The sequence below is a fragment of the Lysinibacillus sp. K60 genome (assembly GCF_019731275.1).
In the GTDB taxonomy this organism is placed as follows: Bacteria; Bacillota; Bacilli; order Bacillales_A; family Planococcaceae; genus Lysinibacillus; species Lysinibacillus capsici.
This window is the reverse complement of sequence record NZ_JAASJR010000003.1, coordinates 208,030-227,523: the sequence shown is the minus strand read 5'-3', so window position 1 is coordinate 227,523 and position 19,494 is coordinate 208,030. Positions and strand designations below refer to the sequence as shown.

Here is a 19,494-nt window from a genome sequence, read left to right as displayed (position 1 = left end):
ATTAAACATTAAAAGGGTTCATTTCTTTACGACGATTGACTAATTGACGTTCAAAGCAAAAACGGACGATATGCTGTTGATCGACGTCATCTGTATCTGTTAGTTGGATTGTTGCAATGCGTTTATCCTCTTTTTCAAAAATACGTACGATCAGCGCTTCTGTAATGACATACTTGACATCTCCATTGGCAAATGGCAATACAATGGTTAGTTTTACTTCATCACCCTCAGTGAAAGCTACTTGACCTTTCAACATGACAGCTAGGCCTCCTGCACTAATATCCACAGTCACAAGTTGATATTTATAGTCTTTCAACTGAATAGCAACGTCTACTTGTGTCTCTACACGAACATATTCTCGTCGCTGAATTTTTATAAACTCCTCTGGTGTTGGACAATGCAACATAATCATTGGTATATTACCTGCTTTACGGCCAACTACCTCTGTATTAAAGGCAAAGGATTGCTTATCCTCAGTACGAAAAGTTGCTCTAAATTCTGAGCCATCTATTAAAAATGCCGTTTTCTTTGTTACCATATTAACCGGATAATCAATATAAAGAATATTATCTTTTTGCTCTACAACTTTACAGCGGAATTTCTCCAACCGTTCTGTATAAGTTGGTTCAAGTTGTAATTGTGTACCAATTTTTATTTCCATGAGCATCTCCCCGTGCGAAAAATATAGTTTAATTATCTCATGAGAAGCTTATTTTGGCTATAAAAATTGGTAGTATTTTCATGTCAAGTTCATACAGAGCGGAGGCATCATTGATTAAGTTAGATATTCCACTTTTAATACATTATGGTTTTCCGCATCAATTACAATTCTAAATGTTTCCTGCGTATTACCATCACGCAATGCAATGACCTCATAGCAAAGACGTTGTTCAAATTGTCCATTATCTGTGTAGATATTTTTTACCTCTTGTACTTGAATATCGTCTTGGAAGAACGTTTTCCAATCAATCGGCTTAGCTGTTTGCTTTTTAATATTTTCTTCTTGAATATATTCCATTGCATTTGCACCTAACAGCTCACCTGTATCTTTCGCTACTTTCAATTGAACACCATCAGCGTAGATTAACGCATTATCTCCAGGATGGACACGAGCAAATGTCACATGCCAAGCTTGATGATTTTCGCGTGATTCCACATAGGCTACATCTTTCATGCCTAATTTCTTCACATATTCCTGCGCTTTTTTCATAACTTCCTCTTGTGATAACTTGGCTTCATCCACAGGACGTTCTACTAAATAGGATAATAAATGTCCACCCTTTTCTGTTAGATCAACATACCCTAATCGAATCCCTTGGTGGAATTGGATATGATAAAAAGGATATGGTGCTGTATCACTACTTTTTGTAACTGTAAATGTAGCATCTTTAATGACTGGGAATAAGTATTTCACTTTTTCTAGTGCTTCTTTTTCGGTAATAACCGCATCCTGTAATGCTTTTAACTCAATTTTTTTCTGCCAATCAGATTCAGATAAAGTTAACGGGAAATCCTTTTCGCCGTAGCCCTTTAATGTATCTTTTACAGTATCAAATTGGCTATTTGGATTTTTATTGTCCACTTGCTGTAGCCAAACATCCATTTTTCCATCATGCTTATAGAAATCGACGGTTGCAGCTGTCCATTCATCGGAAAGAGATTGTAAATTTGTTGAAACCTGGGGCATTTTTTCACGCCAAGCTTCATAATCCCCTGTTTTCGCTGTCCTTTTTGCTTCATCGCCAAGTCGACCTAGATAGTTCATCCATTCGCTTGATAGCTCTTGTCCTATTGGAATATTCGCAATAGAAGAACGAACTTCTGAGCTTAAACGCCAAACCGAATCTAGTTCATTGTGAATCGCCTGCTCATCTTGAAACAACAGGGATTGTGATACCGAGCGTTGAAGATGGGAAAGTTTTTCAGATGCATCCGTTAACTTATCTGTATATTGTGCTAGCACGGTACGTTGTAAATCTTCTTTATCTCCATGCAAATCAATGCTGTAAGCCCCTAACCCAATAACGGCAATCGTTAAGACCACGAGCCAAGTTTTCATCTAGGTTCCTCCTTTCTATGAACAGAAAATATGCTCTCCAATTTGTTTGATTTGTGGACGTGACCAAATCCATTTGCTCGTTGCAGTTTTTGGATTGAAATAATACAATGCATTTTCTGAAGGGTCCCAGCCGTTCATGGCATCAATAACCGCTTCTTTTGCTCGCTCATTTGGCTCAAGCCAAATTTGTCCATCTGCAACGGCCGTAAATGCTAACGGTTGGAAAATGATCCCTGAAATAGTATTCGGGAAATCTGGGCTTTCCAAACGATTCAAAATAACTGCAGCAACTGCTACTTGTCCTTCATATGGTTCTCCCCTTGCCTCTCCATATACCGCATTCGCCATTAGTTGTAAATCACGCTCTGTATATTTGGGAGGAACTTGTGTCTGTGTTCCATTATTATTACTACTTCCACTACTATTGCTAGTGCCACCACTAGTATTCTTTTTCACTTGCTGATCAAGTGGCTTCCCACCATAATAAGTAAATTGATTCCCTGCATTTAATTGAGCTTTCACCCATTTTTCATCATAATCTGAATTGCCCGTTAATGCTTTCTTTGTCTTAGCGCCTGCAATTCCATCTACTGGTAACCCATAATTTTCTTGGAAATTACGTAAAGCCCAGTATGTGTTGTAGCCAAATTTTCCATCAATTTTACTCTTATAAAAACCTAAGTATTGTAGCCTCGCTTGCAATTCAACGACATCATCTCCATAGGCACCCCGAGTAATTTGCTGATCGCTAAATGCATTGGCATCATTTTGAGGAATCGCAATTATACTAATTCCTAATATCAAAGCAAAAAGTATGCTTACTAAACGCACTTTTATCACTCCTTTTTTTTATAGCTTGAAACAAAAGGAGTAATTTATACATGATAAAAATGAAATAAAGCGTAGAAATCTTTGACGATTTCTACGCTTTATATTTTCTTTTGCATATGCAAATGCTGCACCAGATGATAATGTGCAAGCTTCACTTTGCGCAAGCCAAACCACCATAAAAACAACATAAAAGGAATCATTAAATAAACCCAGTGACCTTTGAATGATAATATTGTATTGTATAGAATGTGAAGTACGACTGGTGCACAAAGCGCCATAGCAATCATTTCTTTTGTCTTAACAAGTTTCGAAAACTTAGCCCGTCCATAATAATAGCCCATTACGACACCGAACAAAGCATGACTTGATACTGGTAATAAGGCTCGCATAAATGCCGTGTCTAAGCCAAATGAAAGTAGATAAAGAACATTTTCAATCGTTGCAAAGCCGAGCGAAATGCTTGCCCCATACAATATACCATCGTAAGGGTCATCAAATTCTATATGATTATAGATGGCAATTAATAGCACAAACCATTTAAAAAATTCTTCAATGACACTTGAAAATAGTACGTCTTGAAGATAAAGATATCGAAAAACCCCTTCCTCTGTTAATACATACTGTAAAAACATGATTGGGAACGTTAAAAATGCGCCGTATAAAAACGTTTGTAGTAAAGTTCTTCTTGGCTCCGTAGCCATCTGATTGCGCAAATAGAAATAACTAAAAAGCGCTAGACCGGGAGCAATGGCAGCAGATAATAAAATGATCATGATGCCGGCTCCTTTCAACAATAGACTGCTATTATTATACCATGTAATGACAAAAAAACTTTTTAAAAGGAGATTTATTTTTTATGAAAAAAACAATTTTATTAATTCATACTGGCGGCACAATCTCCATGGCAATGAGTGCTGAAGGAGCGGTCATGCCAAATAAGGAAAATCCTCTAATGATGGAAAGTAATAAACTGGCTTCACTAGCAAGCATTATAGAAATAGAAGCTTTTAACCTTCCTTCTCCACATATTACACCGAAAGAGATGCTTTTATTACGTAATTTGATTTTGGAACAAATTGACGCACAGCCAATTGACGGTGTGGTCATCACACACGGTACAGATACATTGGAAGAAACCGCCTATTTCTTAGAGCTAACAACGAATTTAGCCATTCCTATTGTGCTAACAGGAGCTATGCGTTCATCTAACGAACTTGGAGCAGATGGGATTTATAATTTAGTGGAGGCAGTCCGAGTAGCTGTTGATGAAGAAGCACGTGATAAAGGTGTGCTTGTTGTGATGAATGATGAGGTTCATCTTGCTGTAAATACAACAAAAACAAGCACAAGTTCAGTGAATACTTTCCAATCTCCACAATATGGACCGATTGGACTTATTACTAAATCCCGAATCTTATTCCATCACGCACCAATTCGTCGACAATATGTAGATGTTAACAATTTATCCAAGCGTGTCGCCATGCTAAAAGTGTATGCTGGTATGGAAGAAGATTTATTGGATGTCGTGCTTGCATGTAAATATGATGGTGTTGTGCTAGAAGGACTAGGTCAAGGGAATGTCCCACCATCTGTTGTAAAGGGAATTGAAAGCCTTATACAGCGAGACATCCCAGTTGTACTTGTTTCCCGCTGCTTTAATGGAATTGCAGAAGGTGTTTATGGCTATGTGGGTGGTGGTAAAATGCTAGAAGACTTAGGCGCCATATTCGCCACAGGTATTAATGGCCAAAAGGCACGTTTAAAATTATTAATAGGCCTTAACACAACTGGCTCGCCTTTAAATTTAAAGGACTTTTTCCTGTAATATTTTTCCTCACACCTCGATCACCTGTTCATAATAGCTCAGTATCTTGCTAAGTCGAGCAAAAGCTTCATCAAAATCTGGTTGTATCACAGAAAATTGAATGAAATTCTTTTGACGTAAATACTGGCTTTCACCATGAACGAATAGTCCATTTAATGCTAAATCCATAAGTAGGTTAGCATAAGTATTAGGCAATTGAACCGTTATCAGCATCGGATATTGAATTGTTGGATATTGAAATTGCATGATTGGTAGCTGCAGTAGCGATTGAAAGCGTTGCTGTAGCTGCTCATAACGTGCTGGATAGGCTTGCAATGCCGTCTCCACATTGCTCAGTAATACAGCAGGTAATGTAAATGGTATGGCATCTTGCTGATAATTTGCTAAATCAAGATAAGCAGGTAGAGCGGCGGATGAGGGTGCAAGTGATTGCGAAAATACAAATGCTAGCCCACTTAATGCACCAATGGCCTTACCACTCACAGCCGTAGCTAAATAGCAGTCCTGTAAAGAAAACGGCATGGCACCGAACGAACTAATACAATCTATACATAACTTTACATTGTATTGTTTAGCAAGCTTTTTAAGAATATCTAAGTTATTACAAGTTCCCGTGGAAGTCTCACCATGCACTGCCAACATCCACTGATAAGACCCCTTCTCAAGCTTTGAAGCCAGTTCTTTGTCATCAAATACCGTTCCCCACTCTTTTTCTACCACCTCAAACTGTAATGACCAACGAGCGGCTTGCTTCCGTAAACGCTCACCGAATTCTCCATTTGTTAGAATAAGCCCTTTTCCTAATTGCTGTGCCTTTAGTTGTGCAAGCATCACTTCATTTGCTAGCGTTCCCGTCCCTACAATTACACCAACATGATTGGCCTTCGATAATTGCAGCAACTTCTTCTGCACGCGTTCATAAAGCGCATAAAAAGCTAATGAACGATGTGATAAATCTGAATAAGCAATTGTCTCTAATTGCTTCACTGGTCCAGGATAAAATGTAGAGGGTTCCGTCGTTAGTCTATGTTGTAATGATTGTTCAAATTCATGCCTAGTGAGCACCATCGGTAAAAACATCGCACCCTCTTCCCCGACAGCTGGCGCAAACTGCTTAAAACCCATCTGCTTATATAGTTTTTCCTCTCTCGTTGTACCTGAAATCACTGCCGCAGAATAGCCTTTTTCGTAGGCGAATGTAGTTAAGGCCTGAGTAAGCTTCAATAGAACTCGACCCGTTCGATAACCTTTCTTCACGGAAAGCAAACGAATTTCACAAAGCTTCTCACAATTTTCCTTCGATAAATACTGCTCGACCTTACCAATCTTTTCATCAATAGAAAATGGTCGTTGATCTCTAAACGCCACCATGCCAATTAATTCTGTTTGCTTATAAACAACGACATAGGTATTCTCCTGATGAAATCGGTCAACTTTTTTTCGCGATGCATTTACCTCATGCTGAGGAATTTCTTCTACAAATGTTTCATAATTCAATCGAGCAATCGCCTCAAATTCCTCATTTGTCTTGGCAATTTTACACCAATACATTTCCTTCACTTCCCTCTTTTCAATGATTCCTGAATATTAGACATATGCTTAATAAGCATACACACGATGGCCATGATTAAAAGTACATATGGCTCTAATTTCCCTGCTTGTATAATTGCGGCTATATAAAAAACAAAGCCACCAACCATGCCAAGTGTCAGACTTCTAGTAAATGCAGATATAAGTGCTGTACCAATGATCATCCATAAAAAAAGACTTGGCGATAAGGCAAGACCCACACCAATAAAAGTAGCTACACCTTTCCCTCCATTCCATTTCAGCCAGATAGGAAATAGATGCCCTATGATCACCCATGCAGCTCCGCCAATAACGACCCATTCATCCAGTTGCCACATGCGTCCTAATCCGACAACAAGTACACCTTTTAATGAATCGCCAAGAAGCGTCAAAATAAACGCTGTTTTCCCAATCACACTTCCTGCATTACGTGCGCCTAAATTTTTGCTCCGCTCTTCCTGCAAATTGACACCGTATATCTTACCAACGAAATAAGCCGTCAAGATGTTTCCTATTAAATAACTCAAGAGCCAATACAAGCCCATCATTGAGTTGCCTCCTTGCTAAAAAGGCTGTATAAGCTACATGCCTATACAGCCTCGATCATTATTTTTTTCTCTGCTCAATAATTCGGGCGATACATTCGCCATGGAAACGACCATTTTCAATAAAAATTTCATTGGCATTATTTCCTGCAGCAATAACACCTGCAATGAATAGTCCTTCAACATTGGTTTCCATTGTTTCAGGCGTAACATAAGGGCGACCCGTTTCTTCCTCTATCTCCACTCCCATCGCTTTGATAAAGGAGTGGTCAGGATGATAGCCAGTCATAGCAAAAACGAAATCATTTTTTACTACTTTCTCTTGGCCCTCTACTTCTAAAACAACTTCATGCTCTCGTATTTCCAATACATTTGTATTAAAAAGCATGTCAACTTCTCCAGTTTTGACTACCCCTTCAAATTCGGGCAATACCCATGGCTTGATGCTTGAAGAGTATTCGCTACCACGATAGGCTACGGTTACACGAGCACCCGCTTTATTTAATTCTAACGCGGCATCAATCGCTGAATTTTTGCCACCTATAACTAGAACATCCGTATCAAAAAATTCATGGCCCTCCTTAAAGTAATGGAAAACTTTAGGCAACTGCTCACCATGGATATTTAAATAATTTGGATGATCATAATAACCTGTTGCAATGACAACATAGGGCGTTTCATACGTTTCCTTATCGGAGGTAACAGTGAACAAATCATTATTTTTTACAACACTTTGTACTTTTTCGAAGCGATTAACTTGTATATTTTTTAAACGGACGACCTCTCGATAGTAGACAAGGGCTTGATTGCGTTTCGGCTTACGTCCTTCAATAATAAATGGTACATCACCAATGGCTAACCGTTCACTCGTACTAAAAAATGTTTGATGTGTAGGATAATGATAGATGGCATTGACGATATTTCCTTTTTCAATCACAATAGGTTGTAAACCAATATTTTGCAAAGCTATTGCTGCTGCTAAGCCGCATGGGCCTCCTCCAACAATAATTGCATCTGCTTGCTGCATTTCTTGACACTCCAATCGAATTTGAACAGCAAAAATTGCTGCTCCATGCTTTCATATTATCATAGAATAGACGATACCTTTTTATTATACGCTTTCTCACACGTTTTGGTTGTTTATTTACTCGAAATATCAATATCAATTATATGACATTGGGGCTTTGCACCAAATCGAAAAGGTACTAATGTCGTCCCATAGCCATTGCTTACTAATGTCATGACACCATCACGCTGACGATAGGAACCATTTGGATGGACACCATATGGGCCGAATCGGATTTGCCCTCCGTGTAAATGTCCCCCCATCATTAGATCCGCACGGAACTTAGCCCGAACTTTCGCAAAAACCTCTGGATTATGAGCGATGAAAACAACGAAATCCTGATCTCCTATCTTTGCAAAAGCTTTTTCAAAACTATATTCTTTTACGGTTGTATCCTCAATGGCACTTAACCAAAAGCTATTTTTAAGCGGCAGTTGTACGGCATCATTGACAATAATTTGAACATGGTATGCCTGTAAAATGTCCTTCAGTCTTTCTTCCCCAATTTCTCTGTCATTATTGCCCCAAATAAAATAGGTTGGTCCAAGGGACGTTAATAATGTTAAATTTCCATGAATGCGATCAATCGGTGTACGGCTATCCGCAAAATCACCGCCAATAATTACTGCATCAAAATGATGTCCCTGTAACTGTGCAATCATTTTCTTACTTATTTTACGTAAATGAACATCTGAAATAAAAAATAATCGTACCTTCTCCTGTTCACCCTGTAATGAAAGCTGGTGAGACAATACATTATTTTCATGTGCCACCTTCCACATATAAAGTAGAAGGGCGATGACTACCAAAAGAAATAGCCCTAAGTATAGCATTTTCTCACTTCTCCTTACGACAGCAAAAAGGCGATTCTTCTTAAAAAACGAATCGCCTTTTTGCTAAATCAGACTTACGTTTTGGTGTGAACGTTTGTCTGTAATTTTATACTAGAAAAACTATATAACGAAAGAAAAATTCTATTAAGGTAACTTAATGACTTGCCCCACCATTACAGTATTAGAGGACATCCCATTAGCAGCACGAATTTTAGCTAAAGTCGCTTCACTGCCATCGCCATAGTGATTTAATGCAATTCGGTATAAGTTCTCATTTGCTTTTACAGTATGTGTCGTTGCTTTAGCATTTTGTTTTGCTTCTTCCGCTTTTCTAGCCTCTTCTGCTTTTCTTGCTGCCTCTGCTTGTTGTTGAGCTATTCTTGCTTCTTCAGCTTTTCGAGCTTCTTCGGCTTTTTTTGCTTCCTCTGCCTTTTTCGCCTCTTGAGCCTTTTTCGCTTCTTCAGCAGCTTTTTGCTCCGCTGCTAATTTATCAGCATCTTTTTGAGATTGCTCTTGAGCCTTCTTATCCCCCTGAGCGTCTTGACCCTTATCATCTTTATCCTTATCTTTATCTGACGCAGATGCTTCTGAAGGATCTAATTCGACAACCTGTTCAGCTGTATCCTTTTCGGCTTGTTCAATTGTTTTTCCAGGTTCATAAAATTTCCAAAAATAAATAAGAATTGTTAATGGTATCAAGATAAAAATAACAAAAAGAATCGTCATTAACGGTGTCTTACGTTTCGAATTTTTGGGCTTTTTGTCTTTATTACCGTTTTTATTCATTCTGGAAACTCTTGATAAGGATTGCTGTTCTTTTTGCTCATCTTCAAATGATTGACGATGCTCTTCTATTTTATCGCGATAATCTTCTTTATTCATTCGCCTTTCCCCCAACCTTACTACGCTTTCTATCATCTCTATTATGACGAATTTTAAGAAAAAAGTAAATGACCGTCAGTTTTAGTCTAATTACCCATTAATAGTTGTTGCAATCGACTTTCCCACGTTGCCATTTCTACTTTTTTTTTCTCTTTTAAGCGTACTTTCTTGATTACATCATAATGGATTCCACAATTTTCACAACAGTTTTCCGGCTTTTTCTGCAATTTTTGCCCAAAATACCCGACTAAATGTTCACGAATACAGTCTTTTGTCTGTATGATTTGAAGCATTTCATTCACTGCATTGTATTTCTCTAGTGCTAAATGATTTAATCGGACCTTCACTTGTTCCGAAGACTCTCGCTGCAGCCAATAGTCTAACACACGGAAGGCTGTCTCACTTAACTCCCCATTTTTCAGCATTTGGATTGGCTGTATTTGCTGAGATAGCAGCTCCTGATAGCGGTCAACATGATGTAAAGTTGGTAAATCGCCTGTCACAACAAATTTAGCCAGCTCCTCATCACCTTCAGCATACAGTAAAATAGCAAGTGCAGAATGACCATCCCGTCCTGCACGTCCAATTTCCTGCATATAATTCGCTATATTGGCAGGCATTGATTCATGAATGACCTGCCGTATATCAAGCTTATTAATGCCCATGCCAAAAGCATTTGTTGCAACAATCCAATCAAGTTCACCAGCTATAAATTGCTGTTGAATAAATTGACGGTCCTCCACCCCATAGCCAGCATGATACGCAGCAACACGAACGCCCGCTTGTAATAAGGCTTCGCTATATTGTTGCGCCCGTTTACGTGAGGAAACATATAAAATACCAGGTCCTGCCGTTTCCGTAACATGGCGCATGAGCCATCTAGCTTTATCAGCCTTATCCTCCACTACTACACGACCAAGATGAATATTCGGGCGGTCAACATTATACATAAACTCGAATGGAGCTTTGAGAGATAGAGTTTCCCATATATCTCGAACAACCTTCTTTGTTGCTGTAGCAGATAATGCCAAAATTGGCGGACGATTTTCTCTCGATAGCCAGTCACCTATTCGTAAATAATCTGGTCGAAAATCAAAGCCCCATTGTGAGATACAATGTGCCTCATCTACTACGATTAAACCTAGCTTCATCTGCGTCAGTTTCTCTTGTACCTGTTGCTGGAGCAGCATCTCTGGGGAAGTAAAAATAAAACGATATTGCTCTAAATAATGTAATACATAACGTTTCTCTGTTAGCGATAAAAAGGAATTTAAAGCTACCACCCTTTTTTCCCCAAAACGCTTCAGCTCTTCTACTTGATCCTGCATTAATGAGAGTAATGGTGAAACAATTAGTACAGGCTTATCTAGTGTATAGGCTGGTAGCTGGTAGCAGAGTGATTTTCCCATTCCCGTTGGCAATAACGCAATAACATCTTGTTCTTGCAGTAAGGCCTCAATGACTTCTTTCTGTCCTGGTCGAAATGATGAATAACCAAAATGCTTATACAATAATTGTTCAAGTTCCATTTATACTTCTCCTTTCGCAAGGACAAGCCTTAATTGAAAATAGCTCATATCGTTTAAAGCTTCATGTAATATTTTCAATTTTTTTGTTTGATACTGCTTCGATGCCTGCCACACTTTTTGAGCTTCATCATAGGAGACGAATGGGCCAATAGAAAAGTTCGGTTCATACATAGCTAATTCCACAAAATGATCCTCAATTGTACTTTGCTTTAGTTTTCTCACATGAACAATTTGCTCCATCGAATAACCTTGTTCATATAATTGTGCGGTTTGTTGTGCAGAATCTGTTAGCAATATTTTAACTTTTAATCCTTCTGCCACATGCCCTAGTAATGGGTAATCATCGATTTTTGGATGCACTTCATTTAATAATATATGTAGGGTTTCAATAAAAGCTAATTGACTATCCATTACAGTTTCCTTCCGTTCATCTGCAAGTTGTTGCCATGTCCATCCTGGTAATTGATAACCACTTAAACGATACAGAACAAGCTGTTTGCTTGCATCTGACACAGGGAGAATAGTTAGCAAATGATTACATTCTGCCAATAATTGCTGCTGTAAATGACCTTCCTTATAGTGATGTGCCTGTAAAAAAGTTCGCACCCACGCTTGAATCATTGTATCTCTACTAATCGGTGAAAAGGTACGAACAGCTGCAGCTTGATGTGACAAACTTTGTACAATGAGAGAGAGCCTCGAAAAAAACACATGCTCATTTCCCCGATAGTGCCAACCATCAAAGAAAAAGGGTGGCGTTTGTTGTGCATGTTGTAATCCTAGCGTTTCCATGTAAAAATGACCAGATTCCTGCACATTTAACCAACTATTCTGCACAAATAAGTTTACAGCTTCATCAAATGTAGTACGAGATAGTTTTGGCAATAGGCCAAAATATTGATGCAGTTGAAAAAGGCCAATATCTTGAATCGTCTGGCCTGAACGCTTCCCTCTTAGGACATGATAGGCAGCCGAAATCGTCCGCTCTTTATTGAGTTTTTGAAAGATTTGCAATAAAATTTGATGAAACATTGACGCAAATTCCTCCAATTTAATAGTATTTAAGTTGAAATGTAAGATAAACATCTTTAAAATGAGTATGAAGCTTTATAGGAACATCGTTAAAGGAGAGAATAAAATGGCTAAATACACAATAGTTGATAAAGATACATGCATCGCTTGTGGCGCATGTGGAGCCGCAGCGCCAGACATTTATGATTATGATGATGAAGGCATTGCCTTCGTTATTTTAGATGATAACATGGGAACTGCTGAAGTTCCAGAGGATCTATTGGAAGATATGCAAGACGCTTTTGAAGGTTGTCCAACAGACTCTATCAAAGTAGCAGATGAAACATTCGATGGTGACTCATTAAAATTTGAATAGTCTTCAATTGATGTATATCTTAAAAGGCATCCTTTAGGGGATGCCTTCTTATTGATTAAAAAATTGCTATCTTTTGCATCAAGATAATAGGTATATGGTCCATTGCTATACATACCAATCTATTGGAGGAATGTGAATGTTTGAGCAGTTACAAGTTGAGCATAGTTTATTTTATATTGATCAAGACCATATGAATAGATTTAAAAATCTTGCTGCAAAGTGGCAATCAATATTTCCCGATGTTTGTGCGAAATGTTTGAATACTGTGGACGCATGGGCAAACGTGTTAAATAACTGGGTTTTCTTAAAATCGCAGCAGACCGATGAGCTCATTCTCAATCCCTCTAAAGCCATCTATTATTCCATCAATACATTCTTATTAGATGAGCTTCAAAAAATTCAGATAATTCAAAAAATAAAAGAGTGTGAGAATGATGATTTTCAGTATTTTGCGGCCTTCCACTTAGGAAATGCCATCGATTTATGGGTGTACAAAACACTTGAAAAAAGTGCAGAATCTGATTTGTTAAAACCACAAAACCGAATACCTTATTATCTTGCCTTTTTAGACGATGATTTTCAAACTGACAATGCTTTATTCCATAAAAATCAAACAAGAGCAATCAAAATATTGGCACAGGTCATTCGGTCACAAAATTGCTTTCGAATCACTGTCAGTAGTGCTGTTAATCGAGCAGTAGATTTGTATGATCATTGTGTAACAAAATAAAATAGCATACTTTTCAATTCGTCTCTACTGCAAAGAGATGAATTTTTTTTGCTCCCTAAACTACTTCTCTTTTCATCTTGTTATTGCAACGATATTTTATGTATGATAAGATTTTAGTAGTTGGTACTAATAACAGATATTATCTCACAAAGGAGTTCTTCATAATGATGGATAATTTATTACAATTAAAAGATAAGAACATTGTTGTCATGGGCGTAGCAAATGATCGCAGTATTGCTTGGGGCATTGCAAAACGTTTATTTGACGTTGGTGCAAATGTCATCTTTACGTATCGTCAAGAACGCTCATTAAAAAAATTACAAAAACAATTAGAAAATATCGGACAATCCGATTCTCTTGTTGTTCAATGTGATGTGAATAGTGACGACAGCACAAAAGCAGCCTTTGAAGAAATCGGCTCAAAGGTTGGCGTTATTCATGGGATTGTCCATTCAGTGGCTTTTGCGCATGCAGAAGATTTACACAACCGCTTCCTTGAAACAACTCGAGAAGGCTATGCATTCGCACAAGATACAAGCGCCTATTCACTTATTTCCACAGCAAAAGCAGCTCATCCATACATGACAGAGGGTGGCTCTATCGTTACGATGAGTTACTTAGGTGCAGAACGAGTACTTGATGGCTACAATGTGATGGGCGTTGCAAAAGCTGCATTAGAGGCTTCTATGCGCTACCTTGCTGCTGATATTGGCCAAGATAATATTCGCGTCAATGCTATCTCAGCTGGTGCTATTCGTACACTTGCTGCAAAAGGTGTTCCTTCCTTTAACACAATTTTACACAAAATTGAAGAAACAGCTCCTTTAAAACGTAATGTTCAACAAGATGAAGTAGCAGATATGACGATTGTTATGCTATCTCACCTATCACGTGGTGTGACTGGTGAGACGATCTACATCGACGCTGGCTACAATATTATGGGTTAACAATAAAGAAGTATGGGAGGATGTATCATCCTTCCATACTTCTTTTTGTTGTTTATAGCATTGACCATAAACTTTGGATCAACAAAATTAAGCCTGCTGCTACTAATAGAAAATAAATTAAGATTTTAAACAATTTTTGATTTAATCGAGTAAATAGCATTTGTCCAAAAATAAGTCCTAAGAAAACTATTGGCAAAGCATACATACTATATACCCAAACCATTTTACTTGTACCCTCAAAAATGACTTGAGAAAGTAAGCTAATAAGATAGATAAATATATAGTAGGCTAGTGAAACAGCTCTAATGGTTTCTTTATTTCTATGTGTGCTCGCAAAATAGAGCAACAGTGGTGGTCCAGCCATCCCAATACTTGTTGTGAACATTCCTGATATAAAACCAACGCCATAATCTCTACTCCTTGTTTGTTGAATAGAGAGATTTTTAATCAACAGAATCGTAAGCCCTATAAGAAGGATGGCGATGAGCAGCTTAAATGTCGTCACATCGACTAAGGCAAAGAGTATACTACCAAAAGGAGCACCTACAACACTACCGATCATCACCTTTTTAAGCAACGCTACATCAATATCATGTCTCACCTTCCATATGAGAGAAAACGAAATAACAAGGGACAGTATTATATTTATTTGCATCGCCTCTTGTGGTGTAAAAAGCAACAGTAAAAAAGGCGTAGCCATAACGGAAAAGCCAAAACCTGTACTGGTTTGTAAAATAGAAGCTGCTAGGATAATGAAAAAGTATAAAAATAATTCCTGCAAAATGACACCTCACATCATGTTGTGATACGTTGTCTAACAATGAATCTTTTTAATAAAAATGATAGGACACAAGCAATGAATAAAAACAGAGCAATCATCACGATAACACCCATCCACCCATATTTCATCCAAAAAACGCCTCCTACCGTTCCTCCAACACTTGAACCAAAATAATAGAAAAATAAATAGAGAGAAGATGCTTGAGCTTTATCGTGTGATGCTCGTTTGCTCACCCAGCCACTTGCGATTGAATGAGCTGCAAAAAAGCCAAAGGTAAAAACTGTTATCCCTATAACCTTTAAAGTAAGGAGCCCATTGAGCGTTACTATAGCTCCAGCTAACATAATGGCAATGGCCAGTAAAAGCATTCGTTGGCGACCAAAACGATCGGCTAAACTGCCAAACCATGCTGAGCTAAATGTCCCAACTAAATAAATGACAAATATCCAACCTACAATTGTGGCACTTAAATTATAGGGAGGCGCCATTAGTTTAAAGCCAATATAATTATAGAGTGTGACAAAGCTTCCCATTAAAAGAAACCCCATCCCATAAAGACACAGCATAGAAGGATCTCTTAAATGTTGCAGTAGGGTTTTGGTTAATGCTTTTAATTGTAAAGGTCGCGCGCTGAAATGTTTGGAGCTTGGTAACATCCAGACAAACAACAAACTAACTAGCAGGCTGATTCCTCCTAGTACTATCATGCCTGTATGCCAGTTATAATGGTCCGTTAAGGTACCAATAATAACGCGGCCACTAAGTCCCCCTACTGAATTACCGCTAATATATAAGCCCATAGCAACCCCTAAGCTTGCTGGTTCCATTTCTTCTCCCAAATAAGCCATAGCGATTGCAGGTAAACCAGCAAAAACGATGCCTTGTACAACACGCAAAACTAAAATTGTTTCAAAGTTAGGTGAAAATGCAAGAGCTAGGGTCAGGACAGAAGCGGCAAAAATAGAAATCGTCATCAATGATTTTCTTCCCCATGCTTCTGATAACGAACTGACAATGATTAAACTCACCGCTAATGCAAAGGTAGTTACCGAAAGAGATAAACTTGCTACAGCTGGTGAGACGTCAAATGCTTCTGAAAACGTTGGTAGTAATGGCTGCGTTACATATAGGTTAGCAAACGTAATAAAGCCTGCTAAAAATAAGGCCCAATTCGCTTTATGAAACGCCCTCGTACCCTTTTGTATATAGTCCATGAAACTCTCTCCTTAGCTTCTTCCACATGCTACTATTATTCTAATACAATATTTCGCAAAACACACGTCTCCTTGTCAAATTTCAGACAAAAAGACCCACATTTCCACCTATGAATCACAAAAAATAATTGACAAATAAAAGCATATCAAATTTGTATAAACGTCTTTTAATAAAAAAATAAATAGTTATTTTGACTTGGCAAATATTGTGCTACAGTAAAAGTAATCATCTAGAACCATTGTCACAATGAAGATAGATGACACAACCATTTTCATTGACGAGACTTGGAGGAATTTTTATGAAAATTATTGAAGCTTTAGCCCTCGCAACACCTTATATTCATCTAGCATTAAAGCAAGAAGCCATTGTAGCTGTTGTTGAAAAGGAAAGTGAAACAGTCGTTAAATATTTAGCAGGTAAACGTGTGGATTCCGGCTACCATGATGGACAAAAAGTTAACGCCAATGACCAAAATGTTTTCATCGCCTTTAATGGACAAAATGCAGATGTGGTGATACCAGAGGATGTTTATGGTGTAGCAATCAATGCTTTTTCATTCCCCATTCGTGAAAATGGTCAAGTAGTAGGCGCATTAGCTTTTGGCTTACCAATAGATAATGAGCTCAAACTTGAAGATTATATGGCTACGATGGATAAGATCGTCAACAGTCTACAGGATAAAGTACATACAATCGCTTCCCATTCTGAGGAATTAGCGGCCACTAGTGAGGAAATTAATAAGCAAGCACAGCATGCCCTAGAAGACTCTGAAAAAACAAATGCCGTGACAGATTTAATTAAAAGTATATCTCGCCAAACTAATTTACTAGGTTTAAATGCATCCATCGAGGCTGCACGTGCTGGACAGCATGGCGCTGGCTTTAATATTGTGGCACAAGAAGTTCGAAAACTGTCCTTTGAGACATCTAGTGCTACCGAAAATATAGAATCATCATTACGAAATATCAATAGAAATCTTGATAATCTCAAGCAAAATATGGGACAAATCAATGATGCAACAAATGAGCAAGCACAGCTCGTACAGGATTTCAGCGAAATTATAGAAGAATTAACTTTACTTAGCCGAGAAATGAAAGGCTTTATGCACAATGCATTAAAATAAAAATGAGGTGAACAATAATGCAGATTACCATGAACCAAGATTTAGTTTTACGGATGATCACACCTGAGGATGCAGAGAAGGTTTTTGCATTAACGGATGCCTCGAGGGAATATCTGAAAGAATGGCTACCATGGCTGGATTTCACGAAAGAACTGGCGGATACAAAAGCCTATATTGATGGCTGTATTAAGGGGCATGAAGCGAACAGTAGCCTCTCCCTGGTCATTCTCTTTAAAAATGAAATTGTTGGCATTGCAGGCTTTAACGCGATTAACCCGAGCAATAAAATAGGCACTATTGGCTATTGGTTGAGCGAAGGAGCACAAGGGCATGGCATCATGACGAAAACAGTAAAAGCTTTATTACAATATGCCTTTGAAACATTGAAGCTTCATAAGGTTGAAATTCGTGTTGCTGAAGCCAACCACAAAAGTCGCGCAATCCCAGAACGTCTTGGTTTCATGCAAGAAGGAACCATTCGAGCTGCAGAATGGCTCTACGATCATTATGTAAATCACGTTATTTATGGCATGCTTGTAAGTGAATGGCAGCAACAACAATAAAAAAACATACTAACATTAGTAGTACAAACCAAGGCCATGGTTTGTGCTACTATTTTTTTATAGTAGAAGTGAAGAAAAGTCGACCAGCCTCTGGGACCCTTTGTGAGTCCGTATATAAAACCGGCTAACTTCACGCCCTTATATGAATCAGCTTAGTATGTTGGGTCCAAAGAGATCGTGTATAAGAAAGTGGAATCGATAAGGTACTGTGAAGACTTCTATGATTGGTCACAAGGAGAAGCATGAGATGAAACACGTTATTGCATTAGATGTCAGTAAAGGAAAAAGTACCGTTGCGATTTATGATGGTCATCGCCAATGTGAATTTGAAGGTGTTGCTACTTCATACACGGGGTGATTTCGAGCGATTACACGAACGAATAGTAGAGATGTCAAAGCAAGATGGACAAGCACCAGCTATCGTATTTGAAGCAACAGGCACCTATTCAAAACCTATCGAAGCATTTTTCAAAGATTACGGCTATGCATACTGCCGCATGAATCCACTTGAAGCGAATTTACAGATGGCTTCGATGCGTCGTTATAAAACCGATATTAGTGATGCCCATGAACTTGCGAAGACTCATTTCAAAATGGAACGCGAAATAACGTACATACAAGATGAATATTATGAACAGATGCGTGCATTGACTCGTTATTACGATGAAATTGATGAAGAAATCATTTTACTCAAAAGTAGAATGCATGCTATTTTACAGCTGAGTTTTCCAGAATTAGAAAAGCTGATTACACCAAGTTCAGCACTATTTTTAAATATTGTGCAACTCTATCCACACCCCGCACTTTTACAAGCCCATTCAAAAACGATGATTAAAAATCGTTTAAAGGCCAATACGCGAAAAAAACTCTCGCTAATGCGTGCGGAGGCTAAAGCTATTACATTATTAGAAGCAGCTGAAAATCGTTACCCCGCGATTAAACCCACAGATATTCGTTGTGATCAAGCACGAGATTACGCAGCTCGCATTGCGGATTTATTAGAGAAGAAAGATACACTTGTGAAACAGATGGTGGAATTGTCTGAAGGACGAAAAGAATATTTAGTATTTCGTTCGATTCCTGGGATTGGCGATTCAACGGCGTGCCGATTAATTGGAGAGATTGGTGACATCCATCGCTTTCAAAATGCGAAACAACTGAACGCTTACGCAGGCATTGATATTATGCGGTACCAGTCTGGAAATACGCAATATCGAGACAGGATTAATAAACGAGGAAACAAACATTTACGAAAGATTTTATATTTTATGGTGTGTGCCATGCTTATGGCTAAAGGAAAACCGAATCATTTTGTGGACTATTACTACAAATTAAAAAAGCAACCTCAGAGGAAGCCTCATAAGGTTGCGATCATCGCCTGCATCAATAAGTTTCTGAAAGTGACATTTCAGTTACTGATGCGTGGCATTCTTTACGATTATGAGTCCGCACTACCAGCTCAGAAATCGTAATCACCTACATAGAACTATATCATAATGACCTTTCGAAAAAAATAAAAATCGTCAGGTCTTTTTTGGCGTATCTAAAAAATGAGAGTGAAGTGGTGAGGGATATTCTTCACCATTTCACTCTCATAAAAATATAAATT

General features: G+C 38.2%; 19 protein-coding genes and 1 pseudogene. 7 read left to right on the top strand and 13 right to left on the bottom strand.

The window, feature by feature from the left end; all coding sequences use genetic code 11:
- Position 1 precedes the first annotated feature (1 nt).
- From HCH28_RS08460 to prsW, 4 genes are all read right to left on the bottom strand, one after another.
- The gene (locus HCH28_RS08460) at positions 2-661 is read right to left on the bottom strand and encodes a flagellar brake protein (RefSeq protein ID WP_066037612.1); all 660 of its coding nucleotides are present in this window, start codon (positions 659-661) and stop codon (positions 2-4) included.
- Between the two features lie 114 nt (positions 662-775).
- On the bottom strand, positions 776-2,059 hold the full coding sequence (locus tag HCH28_RS08455; RefSeq protein ID WP_004232596.1) for a PepSY1/2 domain-containing protein: 1,284 nt from the start codon (positions 2,057-2,059) through the stop codon (positions 776-778).
- Between the two features lie 15 nt (positions 2,060-2,074).
- Positions 2,075-2,890 carry a spore cortex-lytic enzyme gene (gene sleB / locus HCH28_RS08450; RefSeq protein WP_004232594.1) on the bottom strand — a complete coding sequence of 272 codons (816 nt, stop codon included), beginning with the start codon at positions 2,888-2,890 and terminating at the stop codon, positions 2,075-2,077.
- Positions 2,891-2,988: 98 nt separating this feature from the next.
- On the bottom strand, positions 2,989-3,663 hold the full coding sequence (prsW, locus tag HCH28_RS08445) for a glutamic-type intramembrane protease PrsW (protein WP_004232588.1): 675 nt from the start codon (positions 3,661-3,663) through the stop codon (positions 2,989-2,991).
- An 83-nt stretch (positions 3,664-3,746) separates the two neighbouring features.
- On the opposite strand from prsW, the gene HCH28_RS08440 reads away from it, so the two are divergent.
- Positions 3,747-4,715 (top strand): asparaginase, encoded by a 969-nt coding sequence (locus tag HCH28_RS08440; RefSeq protein WP_221680597.1) that lies wholly within the window; start codon positions 3,747-3,749, stop codon positions 4,713-4,715.
- Positions 4,716-4,724: 9 nt separating this feature from the next.
- Here HCH28_RS08440 and HCH28_RS08435 read toward each other — a convergent pair whose 3' ends face one another.
- The 7 genes from HCH28_RS08435 to HCH28_RS08405 all read right to left on the bottom strand — a co-directional run bounded on the left by HCH28_RS08435 (position 4,725) and on the right by HCH28_RS08405 (position 12,171).
- On the bottom strand, positions 4,725-6,266 hold the full coding sequence (locus tag HCH28_RS08435) for an aminotransferase class V-fold PLP-dependent enzyme (RefSeq protein WP_221680596.1): 1,542 nt from the start codon (positions 6,264-6,266) through the stop codon (positions 4,725-4,727).
- Positions 6,267-6,271: 5 nt separating this feature from the next.
- Positions 6,272-6,832 (bottom strand): glycerol-3-phosphate acyltransferase, encoded by a 561-nt coding sequence (locus HCH28_RS08430; RefSeq protein WP_221680595.1) that lies wholly within the window; start codon positions 6,830-6,832, stop codon positions 6,272-6,274.
- A gap of 58 nt (positions 6,833-6,890) precedes the next feature.
- The gene (locus tag HCH28_RS08425; protein ID WP_221680594.1) at positions 6,891-7,856 is read right to left on the bottom strand and encodes a YpdA family putative bacillithiol disulfide reductase; all 966 of its coding nucleotides are present in this window, start codon (positions 7,854-7,856) and stop codon (positions 6,891-6,893) included.
- 113 nt (positions 7,857-7,969) lie between these two features.
- A complete protein-coding gene (locus HCH28_RS08420; protein WP_221680593.1) occupies positions 7,970-8,728 on the bottom strand; it encodes a metallophosphoesterase in 759 nt (252 codons plus the stop codon).
- Positions 8,729-8,872: 144 nt separating this feature from the next.
- Positions 8,873-9,610, bottom strand: coding sequence for a LysM peptidoglycan-binding domain-containing protein (locus tag HCH28_RS08415; RefSeq protein WP_221680592.1), 738 nt, complete (start codon positions 9,608-9,610; stop codon positions 8,873-8,875).
- A gap of 86 nt (positions 9,611-9,696) precedes the next feature.
- A complete protein-coding gene (locus HCH28_RS08410; RefSeq protein ID WP_221680591.1) occupies positions 9,697-11,139 on the bottom strand; it encodes a RecQ family ATP-dependent DNA helicase in 1,443 nt (480 codons plus the stop codon).
- Positions 11,140-12,171 carry a YpbB family protein gene (locus tag HCH28_RS08405; protein WP_221680590.1) on the bottom strand — a complete coding sequence of 344 codons (1,032 nt, stop codon included), beginning with the start codon at positions 12,169-12,171 and terminating at the stop codon, positions 11,140-11,142. It abuts the gene before it with no gap.
- 106 nt (positions 12,172-12,277) lie between these two features.
- On the opposite strand from HCH28_RS08405, the gene HCH28_RS08400 reads away from it, so the two are divergent.
- From HCH28_RS08400 to HCH28_RS08390, 3 genes are all read left to right on the top strand, one after another.
- Entirely contained in the window at positions 12,278-12,526 is a 249-nt protein-coding gene (locus tag HCH28_RS08400; RefSeq protein ID WP_004232564.1) for a ferredoxin, read from the top strand.
- Between the two features lie 136 nt (positions 12,527-12,662).
- Entirely contained in the window at positions 12,663-13,256 is a 594-nt protein-coding gene (locus HCH28_RS08395; RefSeq protein ID WP_221680589.1) for a hypothetical protein, read from the top strand.
- 164 nt (positions 13,257-13,420) lie between these two features.
- On the top strand, positions 13,421-14,203 hold the full coding sequence (locus tag HCH28_RS08390; RefSeq protein ID WP_004232559.1) for an enoyl-ACP reductase FabI: 783 nt from the start codon (positions 13,421-13,423) through the stop codon (positions 14,201-14,203).
- A 52-nt stretch (positions 14,204-14,255) separates the two neighbouring features.
- On the opposite strand, the gene HCH28_RS08385 is transcribed toward HCH28_RS08390, so the two are convergent.
- Positions 14,256-14,984 carry a sulfite exporter TauE/SafE family protein gene (locus HCH28_RS08385; protein WP_221680588.1) on the bottom strand — a complete coding sequence of 243 codons (729 nt, stop codon included), beginning with the start codon at positions 14,982-14,984 and terminating at the stop codon, positions 14,256-14,258.
- 14 nt (positions 14,985-14,998) lie between these two features.
- Complete coding sequence (locus HCH28_RS08380) at positions 14,999-16,198, bottom strand: MFS transporter (protein ID WP_221680587.1); 1,200 nt, start codon at positions 16,196-16,198, stop codon at positions 14,999-15,001.
- A 299-nt stretch (positions 16,199-16,497) separates the two neighbouring features.
- Between HCH28_RS08380 and HCH28_RS08375 the strand changes: the two genes are divergently transcribed.
- From HCH28_RS08375 to HCH28_RS08365, 3 genes and pseudogenes are all read left to right on the top strand, one after another.
- Positions 16,498-17,322, top strand: coding sequence for a methyl-accepting chemotaxis protein (locus tag HCH28_RS08375; protein ID WP_004232551.1), 825 nt, complete (start codon positions 16,498-16,500; stop codon positions 17,320-17,322).
- Positions 17,323-17,339: 17 nt separating this feature from the next.
- Complete coding sequence (locus tag HCH28_RS08370) at positions 17,340-17,885, top strand: GNAT family N-acetyltransferase (RefSeq protein WP_221680586.1); 546 nt, start codon at positions 17,340-17,342, stop codon at positions 17,883-17,885.
- A gap of 247 nt (positions 17,886-18,132) precedes the next feature.
- Positions 18,133-19,357, top strand: a pseudogene (locus HCH28_RS08365) (IS110 family RNA-guided transposase).
- The last annotated feature ends 137 nt before the right edge of the window (positions 19,358-19,494 follow it).

Excerpts from the sequence above, each read along its gene's own strand:
- HCH28_RS08460 (WP_066037612.1), bottom strand. The coding sequence starts at position 661 with ATGGAAATAAAAATTGGTACACAATTACAACTTGAACCAACTTATACA.
- HCH28_RS08455 (WP_004232596.1), bottom strand. The coding sequence starts at position 2,059 with ATGAAAACTTGGCTCGTGGTCTTAACGATTGCCGTTATTGGGTTAGGG.
- prsW (WP_004232588.1), bottom strand. The coding sequence starts at position 3,663 with ATGATCATTTTATTATCTGCTGCCATTGCTCCCGGTCTAGCGCTTTTT.
- HCH28_RS08440 (WP_221680597.1), top strand. The coding sequence starts at position 3,747 with ATGAAAAAAACAATTTTATTAATTCATACTGGCGGCACAATCTCCATG.
- HCH28_RS08435 (WP_221680596.1), bottom strand. The coding sequence starts at position 6,266 with ATGTATTGGTGTAAAATTGCCAAGACAAATGAGGAATTTGAGGCGATT.
- HCH28_RS08430 (WP_221680595.1), bottom strand. The coding sequence starts at position 6,832 with ATGATGGGCTTGTATTGGCTCTTGAGTTATTTAATAGGAAACATCTTG.
- HCH28_RS08425 (WP_221680594.1), bottom strand. The coding sequence starts at position 7,856 with ATGCAGCAAGCAGATGCAATTATTGTTGGAGGAGGCCCATGCGGCTTA.
- HCH28_RS08420 (WP_221680593.1), bottom strand. The coding sequence starts at position 8,728 with ATGCTATACTTAGGGCTATTTCTTTTGGTAGTCATCGCCCTTCTACTT.
- HCH28_RS08415 (WP_221680592.1), bottom strand. The coding sequence starts at position 9,610 with ATGAATAAAGAAGATTATCGCGATAAAATAGAAGAGCATCGTCAATCA.
- HCH28_RS08410 (WP_221680591.1), bottom strand. The coding sequence starts at position 11,139 with ATGGAACTTGAACAATTATTGTATAAGCATTTTGGTTATTCATCATTT.
- HCH28_RS08405 (WP_221680590.1), bottom strand. The coding sequence starts at position 12,171 with ATGTTTCATCAAATTTTATTGCAAATCTTTCAAAAACTCAATAAAGAG.
- HCH28_RS08400 (WP_004232564.1), top strand. The coding sequence starts at position 12,278 with ATGGCTAAATACACAATAGTTGATAAAGATACATGCATCGCTTGTGGC.
- HCH28_RS08395 (WP_221680589.1), top strand. The coding sequence starts at position 12,663 with ATGTTTGAGCAGTTACAAGTTGAGCATAGTTTATTTTATATTGATCAA.
- HCH28_RS08390 (WP_004232559.1), top strand. The coding sequence starts at position 13,421 with ATGATGGATAATTTATTACAATTAAAAGATAAGAACATTGTTGTCATG.
- HCH28_RS08380 (WP_221680587.1), bottom strand. The coding sequence starts at position 16,198 with ATGGACTATATACAAAAGGGTACGAGGGCGTTTCATAAAGCGAATTGG.
- HCH28_RS08375 (WP_004232551.1), top strand. The coding sequence starts at position 16,498 with ATGAAAATTATTGAAGCTTTAGCCCTCGCAACACCTTATATTCATCTA.
- HCH28_RS08370 (WP_221680586.1), top strand. The coding sequence starts at position 17,340 with ATGCAGATTACCATGAACCAAGATTTAGTTTTACGGATGATCACACCT.